At 72.1% G+C, this 23,281-nt stretch carries 24 protein-coding genes, 1 tRNA gene and 1 pseudogene; 13 read left to right on the top strand and 13 right to left on the bottom strand.

The features are described from left to right. Positions 1 to 369 precede the first annotated feature (369 nt). Positions 370 to 807: a bifunctional DNA primase/polymerase gene (locus SNE206_RS09270; protein ID WP_407912889.1), complete on the bottom strand. Its 438-nt coding sequence runs from the start codon at positions 805 to 807 to the stop codon at positions 370 to 372. Positions 808 to 1,647: 840 nt separating this feature from the next. Here SNE206_RS09270 and SNE206_RS09265 point away from each other — a divergent pair. Next, a complete protein-coding gene (locus tag SNE206_RS09265) occupies positions 1,648 to 1,839 on the top strand; it encodes a hypothetical protein (protein WP_407912888.1) in 192 nt (63 codons plus the stop codon). Positions 1,840 to 1,902: 63 nt separating this feature from the next. Here SNE206_RS09265 and SNE206_RS09260 read toward each other — a convergent pair whose 3' ends face one another. From SNE206_RS09260 to SNE206_RS09230, 7 genes and pseudogenes are all read right to left on the bottom strand, one after another. Then, complete coding sequence (locus SNE206_RS09260) at positions 1,903 to 2,052, bottom strand: hypothetical protein (RefSeq protein ID WP_407912887.1); 150 nt, start codon at positions 2,050 to 2,052, stop codon at positions 1,903 to 1,905. Between the two features lie 144 nt (positions 2,053 to 2,196). Next, positions 2,197 to 2,439, bottom strand: coding sequence for a hypothetical protein (locus SNE206_RS09255; protein ID WP_407912886.1), 243 nt, complete (start codon positions 2,437 to 2,439; stop codon positions 2,197 to 2,199). A gap of 178 nt (positions 2,440 to 2,617) precedes the next feature. Next, entirely contained in the window at positions 2,618 to 2,989 is a 372-nt protein-coding gene (locus tag SNE206_RS09250) for a hypothetical protein (RefSeq protein ID WP_407912885.1), read from the bottom strand. A gap of 23 nt (positions 2,990 to 3,012) precedes the next feature. Further along, the gene (locus SNE206_RS09245) at positions 3,013 to 3,894 is read right to left on the bottom strand and encodes a hypothetical protein (RefSeq protein ID WP_407912884.1); all 882 of its coding nucleotides are present in this window, start codon (positions 3,892 to 3,894) and stop codon (positions 3,013 to 3,015) included. A gap of 1,474 nt (positions 3,895 to 5,368) precedes the next feature. Next, entirely contained in the window at positions 5,369 to 6,055 is a 687-nt protein-coding gene (locus SNE206_RS09240) for a hypothetical protein (RefSeq protein ID WP_407912883.1), read from the bottom strand. A 91-nt stretch (positions 6,056 to 6,146) separates the two neighbouring features. Then, a complete protein-coding gene (locus SNE206_RS09235; RefSeq protein WP_407912882.1) occupies positions 6,147 to 7,883 on the bottom strand; it encodes a recombinase family protein in 1,737 nt (578 codons plus the stop codon). Between the two features lie 20 nt (positions 7,884 to 7,903). After that, positions 7,904 to 8,896 (bottom strand): annotated as a pseudogene (locus tag SNE206_RS09230) (helicase HerA-like domain-containing protein); the annotation flags it as partial. A gap of 122 nt (positions 8,897 to 9,018) precedes the next feature. Here SNE206_RS09230 and SNE206_RS09225 point away from each other — a divergent pair. Together SNE206_RS09225 and SNE206_RS09220 are read left to right on the top strand one after the other, a co-directional pair. Then, on the top strand, positions 9,019 to 9,315 hold the full coding sequence (locus SNE206_RS09225; protein WP_014136828.1) for a type II toxin-antitoxin system VapB family antitoxin: 297 nt from the start codon (positions 9,019 to 9,021) through the stop codon (positions 9,313 to 9,315). A gap of 221 nt (positions 9,316 to 9,536) precedes the next feature. Then, positions 9,537 to 10,208, top strand: coding sequence for a LytR C-terminal domain-containing protein (locus SNE206_RS09220; RefSeq protein WP_407912956.1), 672 nt, complete (start codon positions 9,537 to 9,539; stop codon positions 10,206 to 10,208). 112 nt (positions 10,209 to 10,320) lie between these two features. On the opposite strand, the gene upp is transcribed toward SNE206_RS09220, so the two are convergent. After that, positions 10,321 to 10,956, bottom strand: a complete 636-nt coding sequence (upp, locus tag SNE206_RS09215) for a uracil phosphoribosyltransferase (RefSeq protein ID WP_405012500.1) — start codon at positions 10,954 to 10,956, stop codon at positions 10,321 to 10,323. A gap of 135 nt (positions 10,957 to 11,091) precedes the next feature. Between upp and SNE206_RS09210 the strand changes: the two genes are divergently transcribed. The 8 genes from SNE206_RS09210 to SNE206_RS09175 all read left to right on the top strand — a co-directional run bounded on the left by SNE206_RS09210 (position 11,092) and on the right by SNE206_RS09175 (position 15,957). After that, positions 11,092 to 11,295, top strand: coding sequence for a hypothetical protein (locus SNE206_RS09210; protein ID WP_407912881.1), 204 nt, complete (start codon positions 11,092 to 11,094; stop codon positions 11,293 to 11,295). Between the two features lie 190 nt (positions 11,296 to 11,485). Further along, positions 11,486 to 12,067 carry a tRNA adenosine deaminase-associated protein gene (locus SNE206_RS09205; RefSeq protein ID WP_407912955.1) on the top strand — a complete coding sequence of 194 codons (582 nt, stop codon included), beginning with the start codon at positions 11,486 to 11,488 and terminating at the stop codon, positions 12,065 to 12,067. A 29-nt stretch (positions 12,068 to 12,096) separates the two neighbouring features. Further along, on the top strand, positions 12,097 to 12,612 hold the full coding sequence (tadA, locus tag SNE206_RS09200) for a tRNA adenosine(34) deaminase TadA (protein WP_407912880.1): 516 nt from the start codon (positions 12,097 to 12,099) through the stop codon (positions 12,610 to 12,612). A 44-nt stretch (positions 12,613 to 12,656) separates the two neighbouring features. Beyond that, positions 12,657 to 12,746, top strand: a tRNA-Ser gene (locus SNE206_RS09195). Positions 12,747 to 13,142: 396 nt separating this feature from the next. Further along, on the top strand, positions 13,143 to 13,307 hold the full coding sequence (locus SNE206_RS09190; protein WP_405012496.1) for a hypothetical protein: 165 nt from the start codon (positions 13,143 to 13,145) through the stop codon (positions 13,305 to 13,307). A gap of 61 nt (positions 13,308 to 13,368) precedes the next feature. Then, a complete protein-coding gene (locus tag SNE206_RS09185) occupies positions 13,369 to 13,662 on the top strand; it encodes a Dabb family protein (protein WP_405012495.1) in 294 nt (97 codons plus the stop codon). A gap of 332 nt (positions 13,663 to 13,994) precedes the next feature. Beyond that, entirely contained in the window at positions 13,995 to 14,798 is an 804-nt protein-coding gene (locus SNE206_RS09180) for an RNA polymerase sigma factor SigF (RefSeq protein WP_407912954.1), read from the top strand. A gap of 301 nt (positions 14,799 to 15,099) precedes the next feature. Next, complete coding sequence (locus SNE206_RS09175; protein ID WP_407912953.1) at positions 15,100 to 15,957, top strand: RNA polymerase sigma factor SigF; 858 nt, start codon at positions 15,100 to 15,102, stop codon at positions 15,955 to 15,957. Positions 15,958 to 15,965: 8 nt separating this feature from the next. Here SNE206_RS09175 and SNE206_RS09170 read toward each other — a convergent pair whose 3' ends face one another. Both SNE206_RS09170 and SNE206_RS09165 read right to left on the bottom strand, forming a co-directional pair. After that, the gene (locus SNE206_RS09170) at positions 15,966 to 16,853 is read right to left on the bottom strand and encodes a tyrosine-protein phosphatase (protein ID WP_407912879.1); all 888 of its coding nucleotides are present in this window, start codon (positions 16,851 to 16,853) and stop codon (positions 15,966 to 15,968) included. 88 nt (positions 16,854 to 16,941) lie between these two features. Further along, positions 16,942 to 17,145 (bottom strand): hypothetical protein, encoded by a 204-nt coding sequence (locus SNE206_RS09165; RefSeq protein WP_405012492.1) that lies wholly within the window; start codon positions 17,143 to 17,145, stop codon positions 16,942 to 16,944. A gap of 167 nt (positions 17,146 to 17,312) precedes the next feature. Here SNE206_RS09165 and SNE206_RS09160 point away from each other — a divergent pair, with 167 nt between their 5' ends. After that, positions 17,313 to 18,278, top strand: a complete 966-nt coding sequence (locus SNE206_RS09160; protein ID WP_407912878.1) for an aldo/keto reductase — start codon at positions 17,313 to 17,315, stop codon at positions 18,276 to 18,278. A 210-nt stretch (positions 18,279 to 18,488) separates the two neighbouring features. Here SNE206_RS09160 and SNE206_RS09155 read toward each other — a convergent pair whose 3' ends face one another. Both SNE206_RS09155 and SNE206_RS09150 read right to left on the bottom strand, forming a co-directional pair. Then, positions 18,489 to 19,781 (bottom strand): SPFH domain-containing protein, encoded by a 1,293-nt coding sequence (locus SNE206_RS09155; protein WP_407912877.1) that lies wholly within the window; start codon positions 19,779 to 19,781, stop codon positions 18,489 to 18,491. 205 nt (positions 19,782 to 19,986) lie between these two features. Then, a complete protein-coding gene (locus tag SNE206_RS09150) occupies positions 19,987 to 22,563 on the bottom strand; it encodes an Ig-like domain-containing protein (RefSeq protein WP_407912876.1) in 2,577 nt (858 codons plus the stop codon). 287 nt (positions 22,564 to 22,850) lie between these two features. On the opposite strand from SNE206_RS09150, the gene SNE206_RS09145 reads away from it, so the two are divergent. Beyond that, positions 22,851 to 23,279: a globin family protein gene (locus SNE206_RS09145; RefSeq protein WP_407912875.1), complete on the top strand. Its 429-nt coding sequence runs from the start codon at positions 22,851 to 22,853 to the stop codon at positions 23,277 to 23,279. The last annotated feature ends 2 nt before the right edge of the window (positions 23,280 to 23,281 follow it).

The raw sequence follows: 23,281 nt of genomic DNA, 5'->3' as shown, positions 1-23,281 counted from the left end.
CGTCTACGGCCGCTGACGGCGAGCGTGGTCGAAGACCCCGGCCACCTCTTCGTCAGGGCTCTGACGGGCATCCAGCAGCACTGAGAGTCGCAGCAGTTCGGCAGCGTCAGCAGCCGCTTCCGCGCCGGACATCAGGGAGACGCGGCGCGCTCTGGCGCTCCAGACATGACATTGCGAGCCGCAATATCGGGACCGCTTCCGCTTCCGCCCCGCGACTTTCGGAAGATACAGGCGCGGAAACCGGCAGCCTGCCCGCTCGCAGACTCGGTGGGTGGTCGTCTCCGTCATGATGTGTTCCTCTCGTCGGGGCATGCGAAAGCCCCCGTCAGTCCGAAGGCTGCAGGGGGCTTGAATGTGTTGGGAGAGCGATTAAGCCATCAGATCGGCGACCAGCTCTGAAATGTCTGCGAGCACGGCGGGAGCATCCGCAAACCGGCGCCCAGTAACGGCAATAAACCGGCCGGTTCCATAAACCTCCACGGACATGCCGTCTCGTCGGATGCGCCGTCCCTGGCGGACGCTGGCGTACCCGAAGATGTGGAGGCCCGTACCGCTGACGGACACTTCTACGAACGTGGGACCGGCGGCTTGGACGATTGCCTCCGCCCACGGCTCCAGCGAGCCGTCAGGGCGGACGCTGTGGTCCAGGTCGATGCAGGCGACGCCGTCACCGTTGAGCACGAACCCGACGCCCGCCCCGGCCGTCGACCGGACCGCTTCGTCGTAGGTCGTCCAGGTCTGCGGGTCGGTGCTGTTGGCAGCCCTGCCAGCTGCCGTAAGCGGCCTCTTGTCCTCCGACCGGCGCACCCACCGGGGACGACTCGTCAGTTCCGCAGGAAGGTCAGCCTGCGCCTTGCGTGCGCGGTACGCGGCCTGTCGGCATGCAGCGCTGCAGAAGCGGGCCCGGTGCGAGTGACGCGCGCGGAGGTGTTCCCCGCATCGCTCGCACGCCCTCGTCTTCACGGCTCCAGTCTACCCGATGTGACGGTAAAACATAGCCTGACCTGCAGAGATGTAAAGTAGTCAATAAGGCTGACGCCCCGTGCGCACGCCTGCCGGGCGACGCCCTGAGAGCGCCATCCATCCCACTCGATCCGCCTGCGGGCCGCTACGGAGCGCCCAGAGTGCTCAGCGAGGCACCTGGAGCGACTTCCCCCAGACCCGTACGAACTGGCGAGGGCAGCACCTCTTCGATGCGCAAGATCGGCCGGAGGGGGTCACGGCCTGGGGGGTACCCGCTTAACTCTCCATCCACGAGGGTGACTTGCAAGCGCAGTTGCTAGCTGGCGTGTTACAGTCCTCACAGGAGTGGGGCAATCCCACCTCGGGGCAATCCCGGGCGCAGGCTAGAGCGACCTACCTAGTTCCCGCTGACCGTGATGGTCGGCGCTGGGCGTTAAACCGTGATGGTGGACGCTCTTGGGCCTCACTAACCGCTCAGCGGAACGCGAGGTCGGCCCGACTTACGCACGCTCGCCGTGCATCCAGTCGACTCCTGGTCTCTTGCAGACCTCAACGAACACACCATGACGGTGTGGCGCAGCATCGGGCCCTGCGTCTTGGACAGTCATCTGTCTTCGTTGGGGTGCTGCCGATGGCTGTCCTCTTCGAACAGGTGGCTCGACGCACCGTCGAGGAGACCCCGCCATGATCTGGTCCACTGTTGCCGACCTGGCAGCCACCGCGCCCATGATTCTCGCCCTGTTGCTGTTCCTGCTGGGCTTCATCCTGCTCGGATCGCTCGCTCTGTGCCTTCGCGGCACTGCCGCGAAGGAGCGACCGGCGATCATCAAGGCACTCGCCGAGTTCTTCCGGTCCCTCCGGGGGCGCGGGCGATAGGTGCAACCCCTGGCAGCCCAGCCGGCAGGTTGCTGGCTGGGCTGCCACTGCACAAGCGCGACGTCAGGGGCGGCCCCCGAACATCGCACGGAGCGTCTCCAGCGCGCGGCGCCGGGCGTCAGGATTGGGGCTGCACGTGGCCGTCAGCCCAAGCGCGACGACCAGGGCGACCATGAGGCTTGCGGGCTGAAAGCCCGTCAGGAACGACTGCATGGCACGAGAGAGTACGGGCATGCGGAACCAGGGGTCAAGCCCCGATGAATGAAACTTAGCAGCCAGAGTCTTGCGCGCGCAAGATGATGCGCTCTTACCTTGGCGTAGCCAGTCACGGGCGAACCGCGCCTACTACCTGCGCCGTCACGCGCCGATGGCCGCGACCTCGTCGACGCGGACCGTCCAGACCTTCCCGCCGGACGTCTCGGTGACGGTCAGGCATGCCTTCGGTGCAGCCGTGCCCGCGGGCCACGCCGGAGCACTGCCCGCGAAGGCCGTCAGGGTGCCCGTCACGTCCGCCCCACCGCCCCGCAGACGGACGGTCACGGTCGTACCGACGAGGGCGGTAGCGCGGGCTGTGAGGGTGTTCAGAGCGTCGTCGTTCATGCGGTCCTCCACAGGGACGAGGGGCAAGCGTCCGCGCCGTAGCGGGCCGCCTGGAGGGCGCGGAACCTGCGCCCGCAGCTTGGCTTGCAGAACCACTTCAGGCGGCCCGGTCCGGGCTGCTGGACTACCTCCGCCGAGCACCCGATGCAGGGTCGCGGCTGATCCTTCGTCGGGAACATCAGCGCTCGAATCGGTAGGTCGGGCCACGATCGTGGGTGCGGTCGTTGGGGCCGGGCATCGGCTTCGGTTCCGGCTTCGGCGGGTTCTTCTCGTGGTACAGGTCCATACCCGCCTGCACGCTGCCGTTCGACGCCCTGACGTCGACACCCCGCGAGCCACCCGACCGGGGGGCAGGTGGGGCCGCAGGGCCCGGGAAGAGCGCCATCAGCGTCCTTACGTCCGCCTCCAGCTCCTCACGTGTGTTGCCCTGCAGTCGGGCCGCCAGTGGACCCGTCAGGCCCTTCTCTGCCGCCACTTCGAGCGCCAGGGCGCGCCGCTCGGCGTCGGCCTGCGCAGCCTGCGCGGCTGCGAGTTCGTCAGGTTCGGACATGATCGTTGTTCCTCTCGGGTCGGTCAGAAGTTGGAGCGGACACGGCGGGCACGCGGGTGCTCGCTCCCGTAGCCGTCGGTGTCGCGGACACGGCGGGCCGGGACGGGCGTCGGGTCAGAGGTGATGACGATGTGTGGGCCGATGTCGTCGGGCATGCCCTCGCCGAGAGCGAGCGCCTTCTCCGTCTCCACGGCGTCGAACAGCTCGGACACCGTCGGCACCCACGGCTCCGCGACGCCTGCGATCCATCGCAGGTACGTCACTCCGACGGGATCGGCACCCTGGATGACGCGCACGACGTCCGCGGGAACGTCCGCCTCCGTCAGGTTGCGCGCGTGCGCAGCGACCTTCCGTGCCAGACCTCCCGGTCCGCCGATGCCGTCGCGCACGCGGCCCGTGGTCATGCTCTGCGCGGACCGGATGTCCGCGACCGCCCGCAGCAGAACGCGCAGGCGTCCGAACTCCTCACCCTTGCCGGCGTCGATGGCGTTCTCGGCGGTGCTGATGCCGCCGAGACGCTCCAGCACGCCCCGGGACTCCGCGAGCACCTCCGACAGGCGGACGTTCAGCGCGGAGAGGGCCGCATCCGCCCCGTCGGTCTCCCGCAGGGCTCGCAGACGGCTCTCCACGGCCACGTGGGCTTCGGAGAGGATGCGCCACTCGGCGGACGCCTCCAGGGCCGTCAGGTACGCCTTCGCGGCCCTCTTGCCGGCGTCCGCGGGCAGAGCCGACCCGTCAGCGACTGCAGCAGCGATCTCGGCGATGACGGCGCTCCGCGCACGCTCCGGGTCGGTGCCCTGCGCGCGGAGCGCGTCCGCCTTCTTCGACAGTTCGGTGCGACGGTCCGTCAGGGCCGCGAACTCGGGTACCGCGTTCCAGGCGGCTTCCATCTCAGGGTTGATCATGGTGTCCTCTCGGGTCCAGAAACACGTGTGGCCCGTAGCGGGGATCCGCTACGGGCCACAGGGGGTAGGTCAGAACGTCGGGCTGGTCGGGTCGTCGCCAGGCATCCGCTCGCGCGGTGTCGACGGTGGGAGCCCCAGGGCCGTCCGCTGTCGCGCACGTCGAGCGGCCACAGCCGCCTTGAACGGCTCCGGGTTGGCCGCGTACCGGGCACGCGCCTGCGCGCGGTCACACGGCATACACGTGGGACTGAGCCCGTCACGGCATCCCAGCCGGATCCTGAAGTTCGAGCGGTTGCGGGGCATGGAAGCGCCGCAGCACTTGCACGGGAACAGATTCATCCCGCCTCCATTCGGTTGATTGGGGTGTTCGCAGCAATCGCGGCGCAAAGAAAAAGCCGGCGACCACGGGCCACCGGCGGGAAGGTCTCCGGTCTGCCGGAGCCGGAGCGCGCCCGAGAGGAGGAGAGCGCGCTGCAACAGCTCAACGGCAGACCGGAGGGGAGAACCGACGCGGAGGAGAGTGCGCGTCGGCTCGTTGTGGGGGAGGTAGGCCGTCTCAGCCGAGCCTCCTACCTATGTTGTTAGGCGGGCTGTCCGGGCGTTGGAAGGTTCCCTCTACCGAGTTATTGCGGGGCTGTCCTACCGCCGCTCTCTCCCACCTTCGGATGGCGGTGGCGGCGCCCGGGAGAAGGGGACGCCGCGCCATTCGCCGGCGTCGCGGTCCTTCTTCCCTCGTTAGAGTTATTGGTGCCCGCGTTTGCCTGTTGCGACGTTGACCCGTTCCCGTCGATCGACTCGAAACAGCACGTCAAGTGGGACGTTGGGCGTGTTGACTCCAGGATGCGGGGCCGGGGGATCACTCGCTTCCGTTATATAAACGTTATGCTCGACGCCGGCGACAGCGATCCAAATCGCCCCCGCAGCTCAAAAGCCACACAATGCCACCCAGGGGGCACGCAGGTCCACGATGGACGAATGGCCCAGGGTTACACCCAAGGCACCCCAAGGGCCCTCCAGGCCGCTCTACGGCCCATCCCTGCTCTAGACTCCCGCACCGCCTTGCCGTAGCAGCACCGGCCCCAGATTCCACCGGCGGCGCCTTCGTCGCGCACATCCTCCATCGCCACGAACAGTGAGTGACGCCGGGGCGCGGCGAACCGCGATACAGACTGTCCAAACTTTTGGACAATTCCTAAACCTTCTTACTCGCGTTAGAGGGTTTAGAAGGTGAGGGGTAAGTTTGGAATTTTGGACACCAGAGATCCTCCCGAAAGGCATATATCGGACACTAGCGCCATGTCTGCGCCAAGCCTCCCGGACATATACGTCCGCTCAGCGGTGTTCGGCGGAGGATGAGGCCGTGATCGACGTCCCGCGGACGCCCTGACTACCCGACGTGTCTCATCACCCTCCGTAACGGCCGAAGCCCCCGCGACCCGGGAGGGCGGCAGGGGCTTCGGAGGTGCGTCGGGCGTCAGGCAGCCTTCGCCACCTTCACGGCCCGCAGGCGCTTCGTCTCCCGCCGGTCCTGACGGGCGCACGGGCGGCAGAACATGTCCCACGTGGCGCCTTCGTCCGAGCTGTAGGGAAGCGCCCGGTCCTCGTCGGTGCCGCACCACGAGCAGTGCGTACCGGCGCACGGACCGCAGAGGTTCGGCGCGCCGTCGACGGTGCCGACGGTCAGCGGCAGCCGGCAGCCCGTGCAGCGGCTGACGTCGTCCCACGTGGGCTGCTCAACGAGCGGCACACCGGCCCCCCACGCCTCCGTGCCGAGCACGAGGGCCGTCCAGTCGTCCATCCACCCGGGAGCGGCGTAGACAGCCGCGTACGCCGTCACGTCGTGGTCGGTGTCCGTCGCGACGACGGCCGTGCGCCCCGACTGGTCAGCGGCGTCCCAGCAGTAGGCACTCAGGTCCCGCAGCTCGTCCGCCGTGGAGGCCGGGCCGATGACGAGGACGCGGGAGGGGGCGGGACGGACGATCTTGTACTCCGCGGTCCGGTCGACGGCGTACCAGGCGCCGTTCGCCATGCGGAAGGTGCGGGTGACCTTCAGATCCGCCCGGTAGGGCTCCACGGCTGCCACGGTGGCAGTCGGGTACCGGAGGATCGTGTCCCCGGGCCGGATTGCAGAACCGAGAACGGTGAGCTGTGCGTCTGCCATGATAGTTGCTCCTCTGTGATTGGGGAGCGCCCGGCAGACAGACCGTCCAAAGTTGGTCTGCCGGGCACCCATGATCTTGTGACGCTGAGCGTCAGTCCTGCTCGTCGTCAGCAGGCGTTGCCCAATGGATCACTACGCGCGTCTCAGCGTCGTAGGTGACCCACCGGTTCCCGCGTGTGGTGGCCTTCGCTACTTCGACACGGTCGACGAAGAGCCGAAGCACATCGCGCTTCTCCGCGAGGGTCGCGCGGGACCAGAACGACCCGGGCCCAATCGGGTGCTCACTGTCGTTCGGGTCTGCCCATTCGTGGATCGGAAGCCGAGGGTTCTCCAGCCGTCCGATCTCTTCGAGCCGCTTACTCACGGCGCCGATCAGGGTTTCAAGCTGCAGCTTCTCTGCGAGGAACCGCTCCCGCCCGATGCGACCTTCGTAGATGCCGCTCTTCAGGTCGTCGTACATCTGCCCTAGGGCAGTCTCATGGTCAGCTCTGTCGATCGTTAGGGATGCGCGCTCCGCAGCGACGCCAGGTGCCGCAATGGTGGCGGCATACCGGCGGGTGGCTTCCTCGATCATGGCCAACACCTCCTCGTCGCCCTCCGCGCTCGTCAAGCGGGCGAAGAGACGAAGCGCCACGTGGTCTTCGACGTACTTGCGCTTGATGCTGTTGCCGCCCTTGTGGCCGGTGGTGGCACCCTTCGGACGCGTGCACCGATAGGACGCGGTGTCGTCGTGCATGCCGTTGCTGGCCATGGTGGCGCCACACTCACAGAACAGCAGCGCCAAGCCGCTGAGCAGAGATCCGGCCCGTGCGAGCCCTTTCCCGCGCCCCCGGGTGGTCAGCCATGTCTGCAGCGCGTGCCAGTCTGCGGGCTCCAGGATCCGGTCATGGCTGACGAGCGGCTCTTGCGTCACGCTGTCCCGGAGGATCCGATACCCCGTGACCCGCGTACGCACAGCGCCGTCCCGCGCTTCCTTCTCCTCGTAGACCGGTTCAACGCTGTAGCCAAGTAGCCGCGGGTCTTCCAGGATCCGGCGAAGCGTCGTCACCTCCCATTGCGGGGGGTTCTTCCGCCCGGGAGTTGTCACGGTTACTGCCCCACGCCACTTGCCCTGGAGTCGAGCCGTTTTGGTCGGCACACCACGGGCGTTCAAGTCTGCACAGATGCCCGCCAGTGAACCGGGGTGACGCTGCCCCGACTCTGCCGGACGATCCTTGTTGTCCAGGATCGTGCGCACGATCTCCCGGATGACGTCCGCCTCGTCCTCTACAACCACGAGTCGGCGGAGGGTGAGCTTGTTCTCCTGGACTTCCTCCGTCGCGTAGCCGTAGGGCGGTAGCCCCCCAACCCACGAGCCAGCATCACGAAGGATCTTCTTCGCCGATCTGACGGCCTTCGACTTGTTGGCGCTCTCCTGATGCGCTGCGTCCAGGCGCATGATCAGAGAGAACAGAGAGATGGTGTCTCCGTCAGGCGGGAACTCACCCTCCATCACGGAGACGATCGTGACGCCGAGACGGTGCAGCTCCAGGATCACAGGGAGCGCATCCTTCGGACGCTGCCTGGAGAACCGACTGATGTAGTGCACGATGATCACGCTGAGCAAGCCCGAACGGGCGTCGTTGATCAAGCGATCGAACGCGGGACGTACTACGCCGAGTTTGTAGCCGGACAGATCCTTGTCCTCGTAGTCGTCGACGTAGACGAGGCCGCGCTTCGTGGCTTCTGCCCGGCATGCCTCACGCTGCGCGCGGGGCGACGCCTCCGACTTGTCTTGCCGCTCTTGGCTCTGACGGATGTACCCGCCGGCTGTCGTTCCGGTGTCCATGGGAGGAAACTATCGGGAGGGAAGAAGATCCCGACGCCCTTGGAGCGGATCAGCCGGACCGTCCGGGTGATGGCCTCCAGGAAGGCCCGGGAGGCGTCGGCGAAGAGCAGGTGCGCCTCGTCGAAGAAGAACACCAGCTTCGGGCGGTCGGGGTCGCCGACCTCCGGCAGCTCCTGGTGGAGGTCGGCGAGCAACCACATGAGGAAGGTGGAGAAGAGCCGGGGCCGGTCCTGCACGGCGGGCAGTTCCAGCACCGACACCGTGCCCCGGCCCCCGACCGTGCGCAGGAGGTCGGCGGTGTCGAACTCGGGCTCGCCGAAGAACGTGTCCGCGCCCTCGTTGGCGAGCACCGTCAGCGAGCGGAGGATGACGCCCGCCGTCGCCGCGGACACCCCGCCGAGGCCCTTGAGCTCCCCCTTGCCCTCGGGCGAGGTGAGGAAGGTGATGACGGCCGTGAGGTCCTTGAGGTCGTGGAGCTCCAGCCCGGCCCGGTCGGCGTAGTGGAAGACGAGGCCGAGCGAGGCCTCCTGGGTCTCGTTGAGGCCGAGCACCTTGGCGAGGAGCAGCGGGCCGAAGCTCGTGACCGTGGCCCGGACGGGGATTCCCGTGCCCTGCCCGCCGAGCGCGTAGAACTCGGCGGGGCTGCCCTGCGGGGTCCAGCTCTGCCCGACCTCGGCGGCGCGGGCCGAGACGCGTTCGCCGGGCACGCCGGGTGCGGCGATGCCGGAGACGTCGCCCTTGATGTCGGCGAGGAACACCGGCACGCCCTGGGCGGAGAGCTGCTCGGCGATCAGCTGGAGGGTCTTCGTCTTGCCGGTGCCGGTGGCCCCGGCGACCAGCCCGTGCCGGTTGAGCACCCCGAGCGGGATACGCACCTGTGCGTCCGGGTACGCCGTGCCGTCGTGCAGGACGGCGCCGAGGTCGAGGGCGGGGCCGGTGAAGGCGTAGCCGTCGGCGATCTCCCGGACGGCCTCGGGCGGCCCTGCGGGGGCGGGACTACGGGGATCGGTCATCGCGGCGGGCTCCCGGGCGGCGAGGCGGACAGGCCGTCTGCCATCAAACATCCGGACGAGGAGGCAGGTCGGTAACGCCGCGCTTGCTGCGCCCCCCGCACGCATGACGGTAGGCTTTCCGTGTGATCTTCAAGCGCATCGGCAACGGGCGGCCGTACCCGGATCACGGCCGGACCAGCACCCGCCAGTGGGCGGACGTCGCGCCGCGTCCGGTGCGGCTGGACCAGCTGGTCACGACCAAGGGTCAGCTGGACCTGGAAACCCTCCTCGCGGAGGACTCGACCTTCTACGGCGACCTCTTCGCCCACGTGGTGAAGTGGCGCGGCGACCTCTATCTGGAGGACGGCCTGCACCGCGCGGTGCGGGCCGCACTGCAGCAGCGTCAGGTGCTGCACGCACGTGTGCTGGAAATGGACTGACCGGGGTCGAACCACCCCCCGCGGGCGCCCTGCCGGGCGGCCCGGGACGGCTCCGGTACATCCTTTCGGGTACCCGGGTACTCCAGATGATGATCATTTAGTACCTTCACAGCAGCTGTCGCACTAATCTGCTGAACAACGGCCTATTCTTCTGGCGCACGCCCCTTTGGCCGCACCCGAGACCGAGCCTGTCCTGGCACGAGGGGGACACCGACGTGAGCATGCTGACCCCCCAGGGATTGAAGGGGAAGCAGTACCGGATCACCGGGAACTCCTACCCCCGCCTGGGCCGACCGCCCCGCAGGAGCCGGAAGGTGCTGGCCGCCATCGGCACCCTGCTCGCCCTGGCGCTGATCGCCCTCGGCGGCGTCCAGCTCCTCGACATCTTCAAGGGCCGCCACGCCTCGGCGCAGGCCTGCTCGACACCGGGCGCCTCCGGCAAACCGCTCGCGGCGCCCGCCTCGGACGCCGCGGCCGCTTCGGCCCCCCCGGCCCCCGGTGCCACCAGCACCGCGGTGCCGCAGCCGCAGACCGTGACGGTGAACGTCTTCAACGCCACGGACAAGTCCGGCATGGCGGCGCGGACGGCCGAGGAGCTCAAGAAGCGCGGCTTCACCATCGGCCAGGTCGGCAACGCGCCGGCCGCACTGGACAAGAAGGTCACCGGCACCGTCCAGGTGATCAGCGGCCCGGGCGGGCTGGGGGCCGCGACGCTCCTCGGCTCCCAGGTGGCGAACTCCGCGGCCACCGCCGACACCCGCACGGACGCCACCGTCGACTTCGTGATCGGCGACGGCTTCGCCGCCCTGCTCGACCCCGCCCAGGCCGCGGCCGCCCTGGCCGAGGCCACCAAGCCCTCGCCCACCCCGTCGCCGCAGCCCGGTTCCTGCTGACGGCCCCGCACCACGGCACGAGGAAGGGCCCGCTCCCCCGGGGGAGCGGGCCCTTCCTCGTGTCCGCGCTGGTGTCCGCGCTGGTGTCCGCGCGCCTGCGCGGGAAGGCCTCTCAGCCCGCGGTGCCGTAGAGCCGGTCGCCGGCGTCGCCGAGGCCGGGCACGATGTAGCCGTGCTCGTTGAGCCGCTCGTCGAGCGCGGCGGTGACCACGGTGACCGGCCGGCCGGCGAGCTCCTTCTCCAGCAGCTCGACGCCCTCCGGGGCGGCGAGGAGCACGACCGCGGTCACGTCCGTGGCCCCGCGCTCCAGCAGCATCCGGATCGCCGCGACCAGCGTGCCGCCGGTCGCCAGCATCGGATCGAGGACGTACACCTGACGGCCGGAGAGGTCGTCGGGCATGCGGGTCGCGTAGGTGGACGCCTCCAGCGTCTCCTCGTTGCGCACCATTCCCAGGAAGCCGACCTCGGCGGTCGGGAGCAGCCGGGTCATGCCGTCCAGCATGCCGAGGCCGGCGCGCAGGATCGGGACGACCAGCGGCCGCGGGTGGCTGAGCCGGGTGCCGGTGGTGACGGCGACCGGCGTGGTGATCTCCACCGCGTCCGTCCGGACGTCCCGGGTGGCCTCGTACGCGAGCAGGGTGACCAGCTCGTCGGTGAGCCGGCGGAAGGTCGGGGAGTCGGTGCGCTCGTCGCGCAGGGTGGAGAGCTTGTGGGCCACCAGAGGGTGGTCGACGACGTGGAGACGCATGTATCGACCATAACGGGCAAGGGCACTGGCGTACGACTCGCCCGGCGGCGGGGCCCCCGGGGCCGGGCGGCGGGGAGGCCGAACCGAGACCTTCCCGGTGGTATCAAGCCGACACATCTGGGAAGGTCGGATCGCATGAAGAGCAACCCGGACCCCGGGACCGGCTCGACGGAGTCCGGGCCCGCCGCCCCCGAGACCGAGGCGCAGCGCCGCAAGCGCCGCACCCTCTTCCTCCGTGAGCTCGCCGAGGCGCGCGAGCTCCGGGCCCGGGTGCAGCCCCGGCGCACGAAGGAGCGGCGGCTCCGCGAAGCCATGCGGATGCGAACTTTCCGGATCTGAGACCGGCCGGGCCGTCCGACCGGCCTCCGGTCGGCCATTCCGACACGACCTGCAAAGACGCGCTGCCGAACACCCCCCGCGGCGCCGGGCTTTCTGTCACGATGCCGGAGGGACGGTCCGAACGGCGGGCCGCCTCTGGCGCGGGGGCGGCCAGACCGCGTTCGCCCGAGATCGCCTACAGCCGAGACCAATCTTGGGAGTGTCCCTGGTGGCGTACTTCGCTGCAGTGCTTGCTCGCACCGACGGCGGGTGGAATGTGAGCGAGACGGAACTCGACGATGTCGAAACCCTTGCGGATCTTGCCGACCTGGCCCGGGAGGCCGCCCAGGACGACGACAGCGTCCTGGTGTTCATCGAACAGGAGGACGCCTGGTTCGCCGTCGTCCGCGTCGACGGCGAGGAGGACCCGCGCATCTTCGTCTCCGACGGCGCTGCCGCGGCGCGCAGCTCGTACGGGTCGGTGCTGACCGACGAGCTGATCGAGTCCGAGGACTTCGACGACGACCTCGACGCCATCGTGGCCGACGTCGGGGAGACCGATGACGACGAGGAGGGCACGCTCGCCCTCGACGACGACGGTGACGACGGCTCCGCCGACGGCCCGCTCGGCCCGCAGGCCGGCCCGCTCGGCGAGTCCGACCTGCTCGCCGACTTCGGGCTGTCCGCCAAGGAACTGCTGGCCCTCGCCGCCGAAGGCGCGGTGCCCGGCGACGCCCTCTCCGAGATCGCCGACGCGCTCGGCGCGGGCGAGGTGCTGGAGGCCGTTCGGTAGCGGCGGCACGGGTGCCCGACACTGGTGCCATGCAGTCCGCACCCGTCCCCCGCATCGCCCCTCTCCCGGCCCCCGTGCGCCCCGACCCGGTACGCGACCGGTGGACGGACCTGATGCGCCTCGCCATCGCCGAGGCCGCACTGGCCACCGCCACCGGCGACGTACCGGTCGGGGCGCTCGTGCTCGGGCCGGACGGCGCCGTGATCGGCCGCGGCCACAACGAGCGCGAGGCGGTCGGCGACCCCACCGCGCACGCCGAGGTCGTGGCGATCCGCGAGGCCGCCGCCGCCGTCGGCGAATGGCGGCTGAGCGGCTGCACCCTGGTCGTCACCCTGGAGCCCTGCACCATGTGCGCGGGCGCGATCGTGCTGTCCCGGCTCGACCGGGTCGTCTACGGCGCCCTCGACGAGAAGGCCGGTGCGGCGGGCTCCCTCTTCGACGTGGTCCGCGACCGCCGGCTCAACCACCGCCCCGAGGTCGTGTCCGGCGTCCTCGCCGACGACTGCTCCGCCCAGCTGCTCGCCTTCTTCGGCACCCAGCGCTGAAACGGATTTCGTGACGGCCCGGGACGTCCGGTAGAGTCTCCCTCGGTAGCGTGTCCGAGCGGCCAAAGGAGCACGCCTCGAAAGCGTGTGTGGGGGCAACTTCACCGTGGGTTCGAATCCCACCGCTACCGCCAGAGCAGGACGAAGGCCCCGACCGGAGACGGTCGGGGCCTTCGTCGTGCGCGGTGTGCGGGTACGACGGAGGGGGCGCGGCCTCGGGGGGAAGGGCCGCGCCCCCGTCGGGACTCCCACTACCGGCGCCGCGTCAGGGGGAAGCCGCGGCGTCCGGTCCCACAGCGGGGAATCCCGGTTCCTCGCACCGGGGATTCCTGCCAGATCCCGCGGTACCCCTCCATCCTGCGACACCCGTCGCACCCGGGCGACCGCACAAAGCCACCACTCGCGGGGACCTTCGTCCCGGGGAGTGAATGCCGCTCTCACCCGATGGGCCGTCCGGTGGATAAGCTGCCCGACAGCAGGGACGCCCGGGGAGAGCGGCGGCGGCCCGTGGCAGGGAGGCGGCCGGTTCGATGGCGCAGGCGAAGAAGATCGGCATGTACCTCCTGCTCATCTTCGTGATCTACACGATCATCACGTCACCGACCAGGTCGGCGGAGCTGGTGCAGTCCGGCTTCGTCGGGATCTCGGACGCCGCGAAGGCGCTGGGGACGTTCATGACGGGGCTGGTGAGCTGAGGCGGGCGGCCGGACGGCTACCGTGGCGGGGTTCCTCACCCCTTCAGCAAGGAGCGGCATCGTGATCCGGCACCTGGTCCTGTTCAAGCTCGTCGACGGCGTCTCCCCGGAGGACCCGCGGGCGGTCGCCGGCGCCGCGGCGTTCGCCGCGCTCGGCCCGCAGATCCCCGAGCTGCGCGAGTGGGAGTGCGGCTGGAACACGACCGTCCGCGACATCGCCCACGACTACGCGATCAACAGCCTGGTCGAGGACCGGGACGCACTGCAGGCCTATCTCACCCACCCCGCGCACCAGGCCGCGGCCGGGCAGTGGCGGGAGTTCGCCACCTGGGTGATCGCCGACATCGAGGTCTGACCCCGAACATCCGCACATCGTGCACGCACCACCCTTGCAGCCCTTCGCCTTCACCCCGGCGGAGGGCTGTGGCGTTCCCCGTCCGGCCGAACGGTGTCAGCCAACACGCGCAAGGGTGGTGCTTGCCGCCGATGTGGACGACTTGTGATGCTATGACCGGTTTTGCCTGATCTGGCGAGGTGGTGAGCGCGGCCGGAACCCTCCGGGCAGCGGCCCGGATCGCAGGTGTCGAGTCTGGGAGGGGTGACGTGTCCGTGCAGACACAGAACAGCGCACGGGGGACGGACGGGCCGCAGGCCCCCCGGTCGCCCACGGAGAGCCTCGTCGCGGACCTGCGGGCCGCCGGGACGAGGGACCGCCAGAGCGGCACCCGGACACCCGTCGACGTCCGCACGCTCACCCGGGTGCTTTTCGAACGGCTCACCGAGCTGGCCCCGGACACCCCCGAACGGGAGCGGGTGCGGGCCGCCCTGATCGAGATCAACATCCCGCTGGTCCGGTACGCGGCCACCCGGTTCCGCAGCCGCAACGAGCCGATGGAGGACATCGTCCAGGTCGGCACCATCGGACTGATCAACGCCATCGACCGCTTCGACCCCGGCCGCGGCGTGCAGTTCCCGACGTACGCGCTGCCGACCATCCTCGGCGAGATCAAGCGGTACTTCCGCGACAACGTGCGCACCATGCACGTGCCACGGCGACTCCAGGAGCTGTGGGTGCAGGTCAGCGGGGCGATGGAGGAGCTCACCGTCACCCACGGCCGCACCCCCAAGGTGCCCGAGATCGCCGCCTGCCTGCGCATCCCGGAGGAGGACGTGCGGGCCTGCCTCGACGCCGGCCGGGCCTACAACGCCGCCTCCCTGGAGGCCGCGCAGGAGCACGAGGGCGGGCTCGCCCTGCTCGACCGGCTCGGCTACGAGGACTCGGCGCTCGCCGACGTCGAGCACCGCGACATGGTCCGCCACCTGCTGGTGCAGCTGCCCGAGCGGGAGCGGCGGATCATCATGCTGCGCTTCTTCGCCAACCTGACGCAGTCGCAGATCTCCACCGAACTGGGCATGTCCCAGATGCACGTCTCACGGCTGCTCTCCCGCATCCTCAACCGCCTGCGGACCGGCAACACCTGGGAGGAGTGACCGGCGCCCGCGGATCGCCGCGCGTTACCACTGCGTGACATCTTGCGACGGCCGGGTTTGCCGGGGGCGGTGTGCCGGTATGTGGGGGGAGGGATGTCGGCGGGAACCACGCAGCGGTGGTGGCCGTTGAACGGTCAGTCACGAGGGGGGTGGGCGCGTGTCCGCAGAGCCGGCCGGTGCGGTCGTCGTCGAAGAGGGGCCCGCGGAGCGGCCCGCAGGTCCGGTGCTGCCCGCGCAGCACGTCCCGCACCCGGTGGTCCCCGCGCCGGTGGTCCCGGGCCCGACGGGGCCCGGCACGGTCGTGCCGGGGCGCCAGGTCGTCCCCGAGCAGGCCGTCGCGCCGGACGGTGCCGCAGGGGCGTCCGCTGCCCCGGGCGCGGCCGTGGTCGGCGACCGGCCGATGGACACCCGCACGCTCTCCCGCACGCTGTTCCGCCGCCTCGCCGGCCTGGAGCCGGGCGGCGAGGAGCACACGTACGTCCGCGACACCCTGATCGAGCTCAACCTGCCGCTCGTGCGCTACGCCTCCGCCCGCTTCCGCAGCCGGAACGAGCCGATGGAGGACATCGTCCAGGTCGGCACGATCGGGCTGATCAAGGCCATCGACCGCTTCGACCCGGACCGCGGGGTGGAGTTCCCGACCTTCGCGATGCCGACCGTCGTCGGCGAGATCAAGCGGTTCTTCCGCGACACCAGCTGGTCGGTGCGGGTGCCCAGGCGGCTCCAGGAGCTGCGGCTCGCCCTCACCAAGGCCGGCGACGAACTCGCGCAGAAGCTCGACCGCTCCCCCACCGTCGCCGAGCTCGCCGTCTGCCTCGGCGTCAGCGAGGAGGACGTCGTCGAGGGCCTCGCCGTCGGCAACGCGTACACCGCGAGCTCGCTCGACTCCGCGCCCGGCGACGAGGACGGCGAGGGCCCGCTGGCCGACCGGCTCGGCTACGAGGACCTGGCGCTGGAGGGCGTCGAGTACCGCGAGTCCCTCAAGCCGCTGCTGGCCAGGCTGCCCGCCCGCGAGCGGCGGATCATCATGCTGCGCTTCTTCGGCAACCTGACGCAGTCGCAGATCGGCGAGGAGATCGGCATCTCCCAGATGCACGTCTCCCGGCTGCTCACCAAGACCCTCGCCCAGCTCCGCGCCGGCCTGACCTCGGAGGGCTGAGAGCCGGGTCAGTCCAGCAGGTTGGCCCGCAGCCCGTCGAGCACGGCGCCGTCGAGGCCGAGGCCGTCGCGCCAGAAGTCCTCGAAGGACGGCCAGCCCGCCGTGACCTCCTCGAACGCCGCGTCGAGGTAGCGGCGGTCGGCCCGGAAGACCGGGAGGAGCAGCGCCGGCTCCTCCATCAGGCCGCGGGTGCCGAAGCTGTCGACGACGTGCTCGACGATCGCGGCCGAGCGCTCGTTGGTGAGCAGGTAGTCGGCGTACACGGTGTCGCGGTCGACGCCGAGCGCGGTGAGCACGATCGCGGCCGTCCAGCCGGTGCGGTCCTTGCCGGCGGAGCAGTGGAACAGCAGCGGAGTGCCGTCGGGCTCGGCCATCAGCCGGACCACGGTCGCGAAGCGGTCGCGCGCGACCGCGTCGGTGACGAACCACCGGTAGAGGCCGGTCATCATCGCCTCGGCCTTGCCGCCGCCGAGCAGGGCCCGCTGCTTGTCGGCGTCGCGGTCGGCGAGCGCGTTGCGCAGCGCCACGTAGATGTCGAAGTCCTCGGCGAAGACCGGCAGGTGGTGCAGGGTGATGCCGTCCGGGCTGGTGCGCTCGACGGTCACCGGGGTGGCCGACAGCTCCGCGGCGGAGATCGCGGCGGTGGGCAGCCCGGCCACCCGGTCCGGCCCGGCCTCGCGGACCTCGTCGAGGCTGCGCAGGTCGACGATCTGCCGCAGCCCGTGGTCCGACAGCACGGTGAGGTCGCCGTCGGTCAGACGGTTGAGCGCATCAGCGCGCAGGGCGGCGCCCGGCCGCACCGTCCGCCCGTCCGAGGTCCGGTATCCGCCCAGGTCACGGGCGTTGACCGCGCCCCGGAGGCCCAGGCTGCGAGCGGTCTCGGTGGGCTGGGTCACGGTGGCGGCCTCCTGGCACGGGTGTACGGCATGGGCCCGCCCAGTCTAGGGACCGCCCCGCGGCACGGACGCCGGCCGGGGAGCGGCCCTACTTGACGGCGAGCCAGATCACGCCGCCCACGACGGCGAGCGCGACCAGCACGGCCACGGCGATCACGCCGGTGCGGCTGGAGCCGCCGCCGTTGCTGCTGTAGGTGGTGACGGCGCCGGGGGCCTGGGGCGCCGGGGTCTCGTCGACGAACGCCCGGAACATCTGGGTGCTGCCGGCGGGGTCGTAGTCGTTGTCAGCCATGCCGAGGACTCTAGCCAACCCTGCGGCCGGCGGAACAGCCCGGACCCCTCCCCGGGGCGATCTCCACGCACCCTCCCCACCGGTCCGCGGGGGCGCCCGTGCGACAGGTGTGTGAACTCCCTCCCGATGCCGGAAGACGCCGCCCGGCGATCGGGTTGACTCCTGGCATGAGCGCTTACCGAAACGACGCCCGCCGAGTCACGCTCGGCTCCTCGGACCTCGCCGTCTTCCCGCTCGCCCTCGGCGGCAACGTCTTCGGCTGGACGGCGGACGAGGCGGAGTCCTTCGCCGTCCTCGACGCCTACGCCGCGGCCGGCGGCAACTTCGTCGACACCGCCGACTCGTACTCGGCCTGGGTGCCGGGCAACAGCGGCGGCGAGTCCGAGACGGTCATCGGTGCGTGGCTGCGCAGCCGCGGCAACCGCGAGGACATCGTGGTCGCGACCAAGGCGGGCATGCACCCGGAGGCGTCCGGGCTGAAGGCCGCGAACATCAAGCGGGTCGCCGAGGAGTCGCTCCGGCGGCTCGGGATCGAGCGGATCGACCTCTTCTACACGCACCGCGACGACCCGGAGACGCCGGTCGAGGAGATCGTCACCGCCCTCGACGAACTGGTGCGGGAGGGCAAGGTCCGCGAGGTCGCGGCCTCCAACATCGGCCCGGAGCGGCTCGCCGCGTCGCTGGCGTTCGCCGAGCGCGAGGGCCTGGCCCGGTACGTCGCGGTGCAGCCGCACTACAACCTCGTCTCCCGCGGCACCTACGAGGGCGACCTGGCGGAGGTGACGGCCGGCCACGGGCTGTCCGCGGTGCCGTACTACGCGCTGGCCTCGGGCTTCCTCACCGGCAAGTACCGGCCGGGCGGCGCGGAGGTGGCCAGCGCCCGGGCCCAGGGCGCGGCCCGCTACCTGGCGCAGCCGCGCGGCCCGCTGGTGCTGGAGGCGCTCGACAAGGTGGCGGAGGCCCGCGGGACGGAGCCCTCGACCGTCGCGCTCGCCTGGCTGGCCGCCCGGCCGACCGTGGCGGCGCCGATCGCCAGCGCCCGCACCGCGGCCCAGCTGCCGCCGCTGCTGGCCTCGGTGGACCTGCGGCTGTCGCCCGAGGAGACGGCCCTGCTCGACGAGGCCTCGGCCTGAGTCCGGACGCCCGCGCGGCGGAAACCCACAGGCTGTGGACGGGGCCCGGTACCGGATCCCCGTCCACAGCCTGTGGACAACTCTTCGACCTGCGGACGGGCCGCGGCTACGGCCGGCCGGAGCGGGTCGGGCGGCGGTCGGAGCGGGTCGGGTGGCGGTCGGCCGCCACCGCCTCGGCGGAGCCGATCGGCCCGGTGCCTGCGGTTGTCGTCACGTCTGCCGCCCGTCGGTGCGGGCCGCACCCTCCTTGCGGGCGGCGCGGGCGGCGGGCGCGGGCACCGGGGCCGTCACCCCCGCCGGGGCGACGAACGCCACCAGCAGGTGCTCCATGAGCGCGCTGCGGGCGGCCTCGTCGAGCTCGTGGGCGGTGGCGCGCTCCAGCCTCCGGACGGCCAGGGCGGCCGCCTCGACGGCGTCGTCGACGAGCACCGTGCGCAGGCCCGCATCCAGGTCCGCGAGGCGGCGGCGGCGCATGGACTCGGCGACCTCGGGCGCGTACTCAAGGGCGAGGGGCTGCGCGGAGTAGACCTCCAGGCCCGCCGCGTGCGCCTCCGCGGCGAGCGCGCGGCTGAGCTCGTCGGCGAACCACGGGCCGTCGCGGAGCGCGGGGCCCGGGCCGGAGTTGGAGTCGCACGGGAGGCGGCTGGCGGTGCGGCTGAGCACCGCGTGGATCTGCTCCCGCAGGTAGGCCTCGTGTTCGGCGACCGACAGCACGGCGCGTGCCGTGTCCCGGACGCGCCACACGACGAGCAGCCGGACGACGATGGGCGTGCCGGTGCGGTCGGTGACGGTGACCGGGTCGCTGCGCCAGTGCCGCAGGCGGATGTCGACCCGCCGCCGGCGGACCAGCGGGTTGACCCAGAGCAGGCCGGCCCGGCGGACGGTTCCGCGGTAGCGGCCCCAGCGGGTCAGCACGCGGGCCTCGCCCCCGGGGTTGGAGAGCAGTCCGGCGAGGACGGTGACCAGCAGCAGGCCGAGCCCGGCGACCACGGCGATCTCGGGGGCGGTGAGGCCGACCGGGCCGCCGCGGTGTACGGCGCCGGTGCGGATGTCGGGGAGTGCCTCGAACTCCGGCAGCACACCGGCCCGGACGAGGATCGCCAGCACACCGGCGGCACCGGCGAGGAGCACGAGCAGCGCGAGCCAGCCGGGCAGCGCGAGGGCGTGCCGTTCGCGCACCGCCTGGTCGACGCGGGGCGGGCGGCGGGCGGCGGGCGTCTCGGCCCCGGGGCCGGGGCGCACCGGGGTCAGCGGCCGGGTGGGCGGCCCGTCCCGGTCGTCCGGGAGGGCCGGCGGGGCGGCCGGTGCGGGCCGGGACGGCGGGGTGGCCTTGCGGAGCAGCGGTCGGGTGAGGCCTCCGCTCGTCGCCCGGGGCGGCTGGGCCTTGCCGGTGGCGGCGGTCGACCCGGCCGCGCCGGTCCCGCCGGGGGCGCCCGCCGCGAGGTCGGGCCGGGGGGCCGGGTGGGGGGCGGGTCGTGGCGACGAGTCGCGGGTGACGTCCATGCGCGGATCCTCGGGTTCGAGTGCGGCACAACGGGGGCCCGGATCTGACGGGCAGCGCCGGTTTCAGGCTAGGTTGACAAGTCGTCACATGTGCCACAGCGGACAGCGGTGGGCGTGTCGACGGGCGGTCCGCCGACCGTGCGGGGCCGCCGGACCGGCGGCACGGACCCGGGGTCCGGCCGCCGGTGGACGGTCGGCCGCACGGTCAGCGGCGCCGGGCTCCGGACCCGCGGGCGAGCATGCGCCGCAGCAGCAGGCCGGCCACCAGCGTGACCAGCGGCATCCCGCCGTACAGCACGAGGCGCAGGTCCTCCCCGCCGGACTGCGACAGCGCCGTGCGGTCCGGCGGCGGGGCCATCGCGTGGGCCAGCAGGACGGCGGCGGGCGAGGGCTCGCCGGGCTTCCCGGACACCGTCGGCGACGGGGACGCCGGGGGCGCTCCCGCGGCGGGCGTGCCACCGGCCGGTGCGGCCGCGGACGCCGGGGGACCGTCGGACGGTCCGGCCGGGCCGGGCGGGTCCTCCGTCACGTGGACGACGACCGGTGCCGCCGCCGTGCCGTTGCCGGCCCGGTCGGTGGCGGTGGCCGACACGACCTGCTCCCCCACCGCCATCGGGGCGTCGGCGGCGCAGGACCAGGCCCCGTCGGCGGCCGCCGTCCCGCTGCACAGGGTGGTCCGCTCCCCGCCGCCCGTGCGCGCGGTCACGGTGACGGTGGCGGCGGCCTCCGCACGGCCGGCGAACCGCGGCCGGGACGGGACGTCCTCGCCCGCCCGCGGCGACGCCAGCGCGGGGGCCCCGGGCGCGACCGTGTCCACGGTGAGGGCGGCCGGCCGGCCGGTGGCGGTGTTCCCCGCGGCGTCCACCGCCCTGGCGGTGAGCCGGTGGGCCCCCTCGCCGAGGGGCTCGACGGGCAGGCAGGACCACGTGCCGTCGGCGCCGACCCCGGTGCTGCAGAGCTCCCCGGCGATCCGGGTGGATCCGGCCGGCTCGGTCACCGAGACGGTGCTGGCGGGTTCGCCGCGGCCGGTGACCAGGAGGCCGGGGTCGTTGGTGTACTCGGGCAGCGTGAGGACGGGAGCCGCGGGCGGCGCCGTCTTGACGGTCAGTCGGACGGGCTCGCTGCGGCGCACCGCACCACCCGCCGCGGACTCCTCCGCCACGAGCGCGTGCGGGCCCTCCGCGAGGGCGGCGTCGGGGCGGCACGCCCAGTTGCCGTCCTGGCCGGCGGTGGCCCGGCAGACCGCGGTCGCGCCGTCGGTGACGGCGACCGCCGCACCGGCGGCCCCCGCGCCCACGACCTGGGGCCGGACGTCGGCGGTGACCGTGCCGTCCACCGGCAGGGTGATCTCCGGACGGACGGAGCCGGGCGCGAGCCGGATGCGCTGGTCGGACACCTGCCCGGAGTCGGCGAAGCCCGCGGGGTCGACCAGCTGGGAGGCGTCGCGCCCGATGCGGAGCCGGGCCCACGTGTCGCCGGGCACCACCCGGCCCTGCACGGTCCACTCCAGCCGGGCCGCGTCGGCACCGGCCACGACCTCGGCCTGGACGCGCTCCAGCGCGTCGAACCGGCCGTTGCGGTCGAAGTCGACCCAGCCGGCGAGGACGGCCGCGCCGCCGCCGGTGGCGACGGGCACGTCCAGCCCGTACGTGCCGCCGGTCACCGCGTCGGCCGGGAAGACGAGCGTCGGGTCCGCGCCCTGGTACGGCGCCCGGCCCGGGCCGGTGCGGGGCGGCACGGGGTTGGCCCAGATGCTGCGCCACGCGGCCCCGGGGGCGAGCTCGACCAGCGGGCGGGCGGCCGGCACCTCGGGCCGGCCGCCGGCGTCCGTCCTGTCGGCGGACGTGCCCGCCGGCGGGACGGAGGTGCCCGGGCCGTCGGCGGGCGGCGCGGGGACGAGCGGCCGCACCAGCGGCGGCGGCACGGCGCGCGGCCGGTGGGTCTCGTCGGCGGCGTCCTGGCCGAGGTAGAGGTCGGAGAGCACGTGCGAGGCGTTGCCGTAGCTCTGCGGGGCGGTGCCGAGCGACTCGTCCAGGGTGACGGTGAGGGCGGGGGTGAGCGCGGGCGGCGGCGTGGTGGAGCCGTTGCGGGCGGTGGTGCGCTGCTCGACCCGGAGGGTGACCCCGGCGAGGGTGCCGGCGAGCTCGACGGTGCCGGTGCCGTCGGCTGCGGTGTCGGCGTTCGCGTCGGCGGGCGGGGCCAGCTCGTTGCCTGCGGCGGTCCAGCCCGTCCAGGCGGTCCGGCCGACCAGGGTGGGTGCGGTGGGGGTGGCCCCGGTGACGGTGAGCCGGGCCGCCGTGGCGGTGGTGCCGGTGGTGCCGGTGGCGCGTGCGGTCAGGCCGCTGACGTGCAGCCGGGGATTGCGCACGGGTCGGGAGAAGGTGATCCGGAGCTCCCCGAGGGTGCGCCAGGAACCGTCCGCGGACGGCCTGTTCCCGCCGATCCGGAAGGTCTCGGCGGGATCACCCGGCCGGATTCCGTCCGTGTACGCTTCGCCTGCTCCGGCGTGCCGGCCGAGCGTTCCGGGGACGGCGCTCGCGGTGACCCCGGGAAGGGGGGAGAAGTCCATCTGGACGGCGAGGCCGGACGGCAGCAGGGCGCGGCGGTCCTGACCCCAGGCGGCCGGGCTCTGCTGCGCGTCCGCGGCCCCCGTCGACAGGGCGAGGAGCGCCGCGGCCAGTGCCGCCGCGGCCGGGCGGGTCGTCCGGGCGGGTCGCAGCGCCTCCACCGCCCGGAGGCCGGCACCGGGCACCGGTGCGGACGGGCGGAACCGTCGGTTCATCCGGCTCTCCTTCGCTGCCGTGGGGCGTGCCGCGCAGCCGAGAGATGACGCGGCCATAACATCCGACAAAAGGGAACCACGACCGGCAATCCGTCAAACCACGACACCAGTCGACCCATCCGCATTTGCACCCGATTGGCCCCGGCCGGACGGCACGTCAGAAGCTCTGCGGACATGGCGGTTTCCCGCCATTCCGGTGAGATCACGATCGGAAATCCCCGCCTGTTTCCGATCATTCGTCGATGGGACCTGTTCGATTTGTCGGCGCGTCAGTAGAGTCGGCGCACGTGAGCATCGACCCCGTTCTCGTGAAGAGCAGTTTCGCCGCCGTCGAACCCCACGGCACCGAGGTGACGGCCTACTTCTACCGCCACCTCTTCGAACACCACCCCGCCGTGCGCGGCCTTTTCGCCGAACACATGGACGACCAGCAGGACCGCCTGTTCGCCGCCCTCGGCGCACTGGTCACCCACCTGGAGGACACCGACACCCTCGTCGGGATCCTGCAGGACCTCGGCCGCCGCCACGCCGCGTACGGCGCGCTGCCCGAGCACTTCCCGGCGGTCGGCGGCAGCCTGCTCGCGACCCTGGCGCACTTCGCTGGCGACGCGTGGACCCCGGAGACCGAGGCCTCGTGGACCGCCGTGTACGGCGTCGTCACGGACGTCATGGGCGGCGCGCTGGCGGACGCCGTCCGATCCGCGGCCCGCGACTGAGA

It is taken from the genome of Kitasatospora sp. NE20-6 (assembly GCF_045862635.1).
This window is presented reverse-complemented; position numbering and strand designations above follow the sequence as displayed.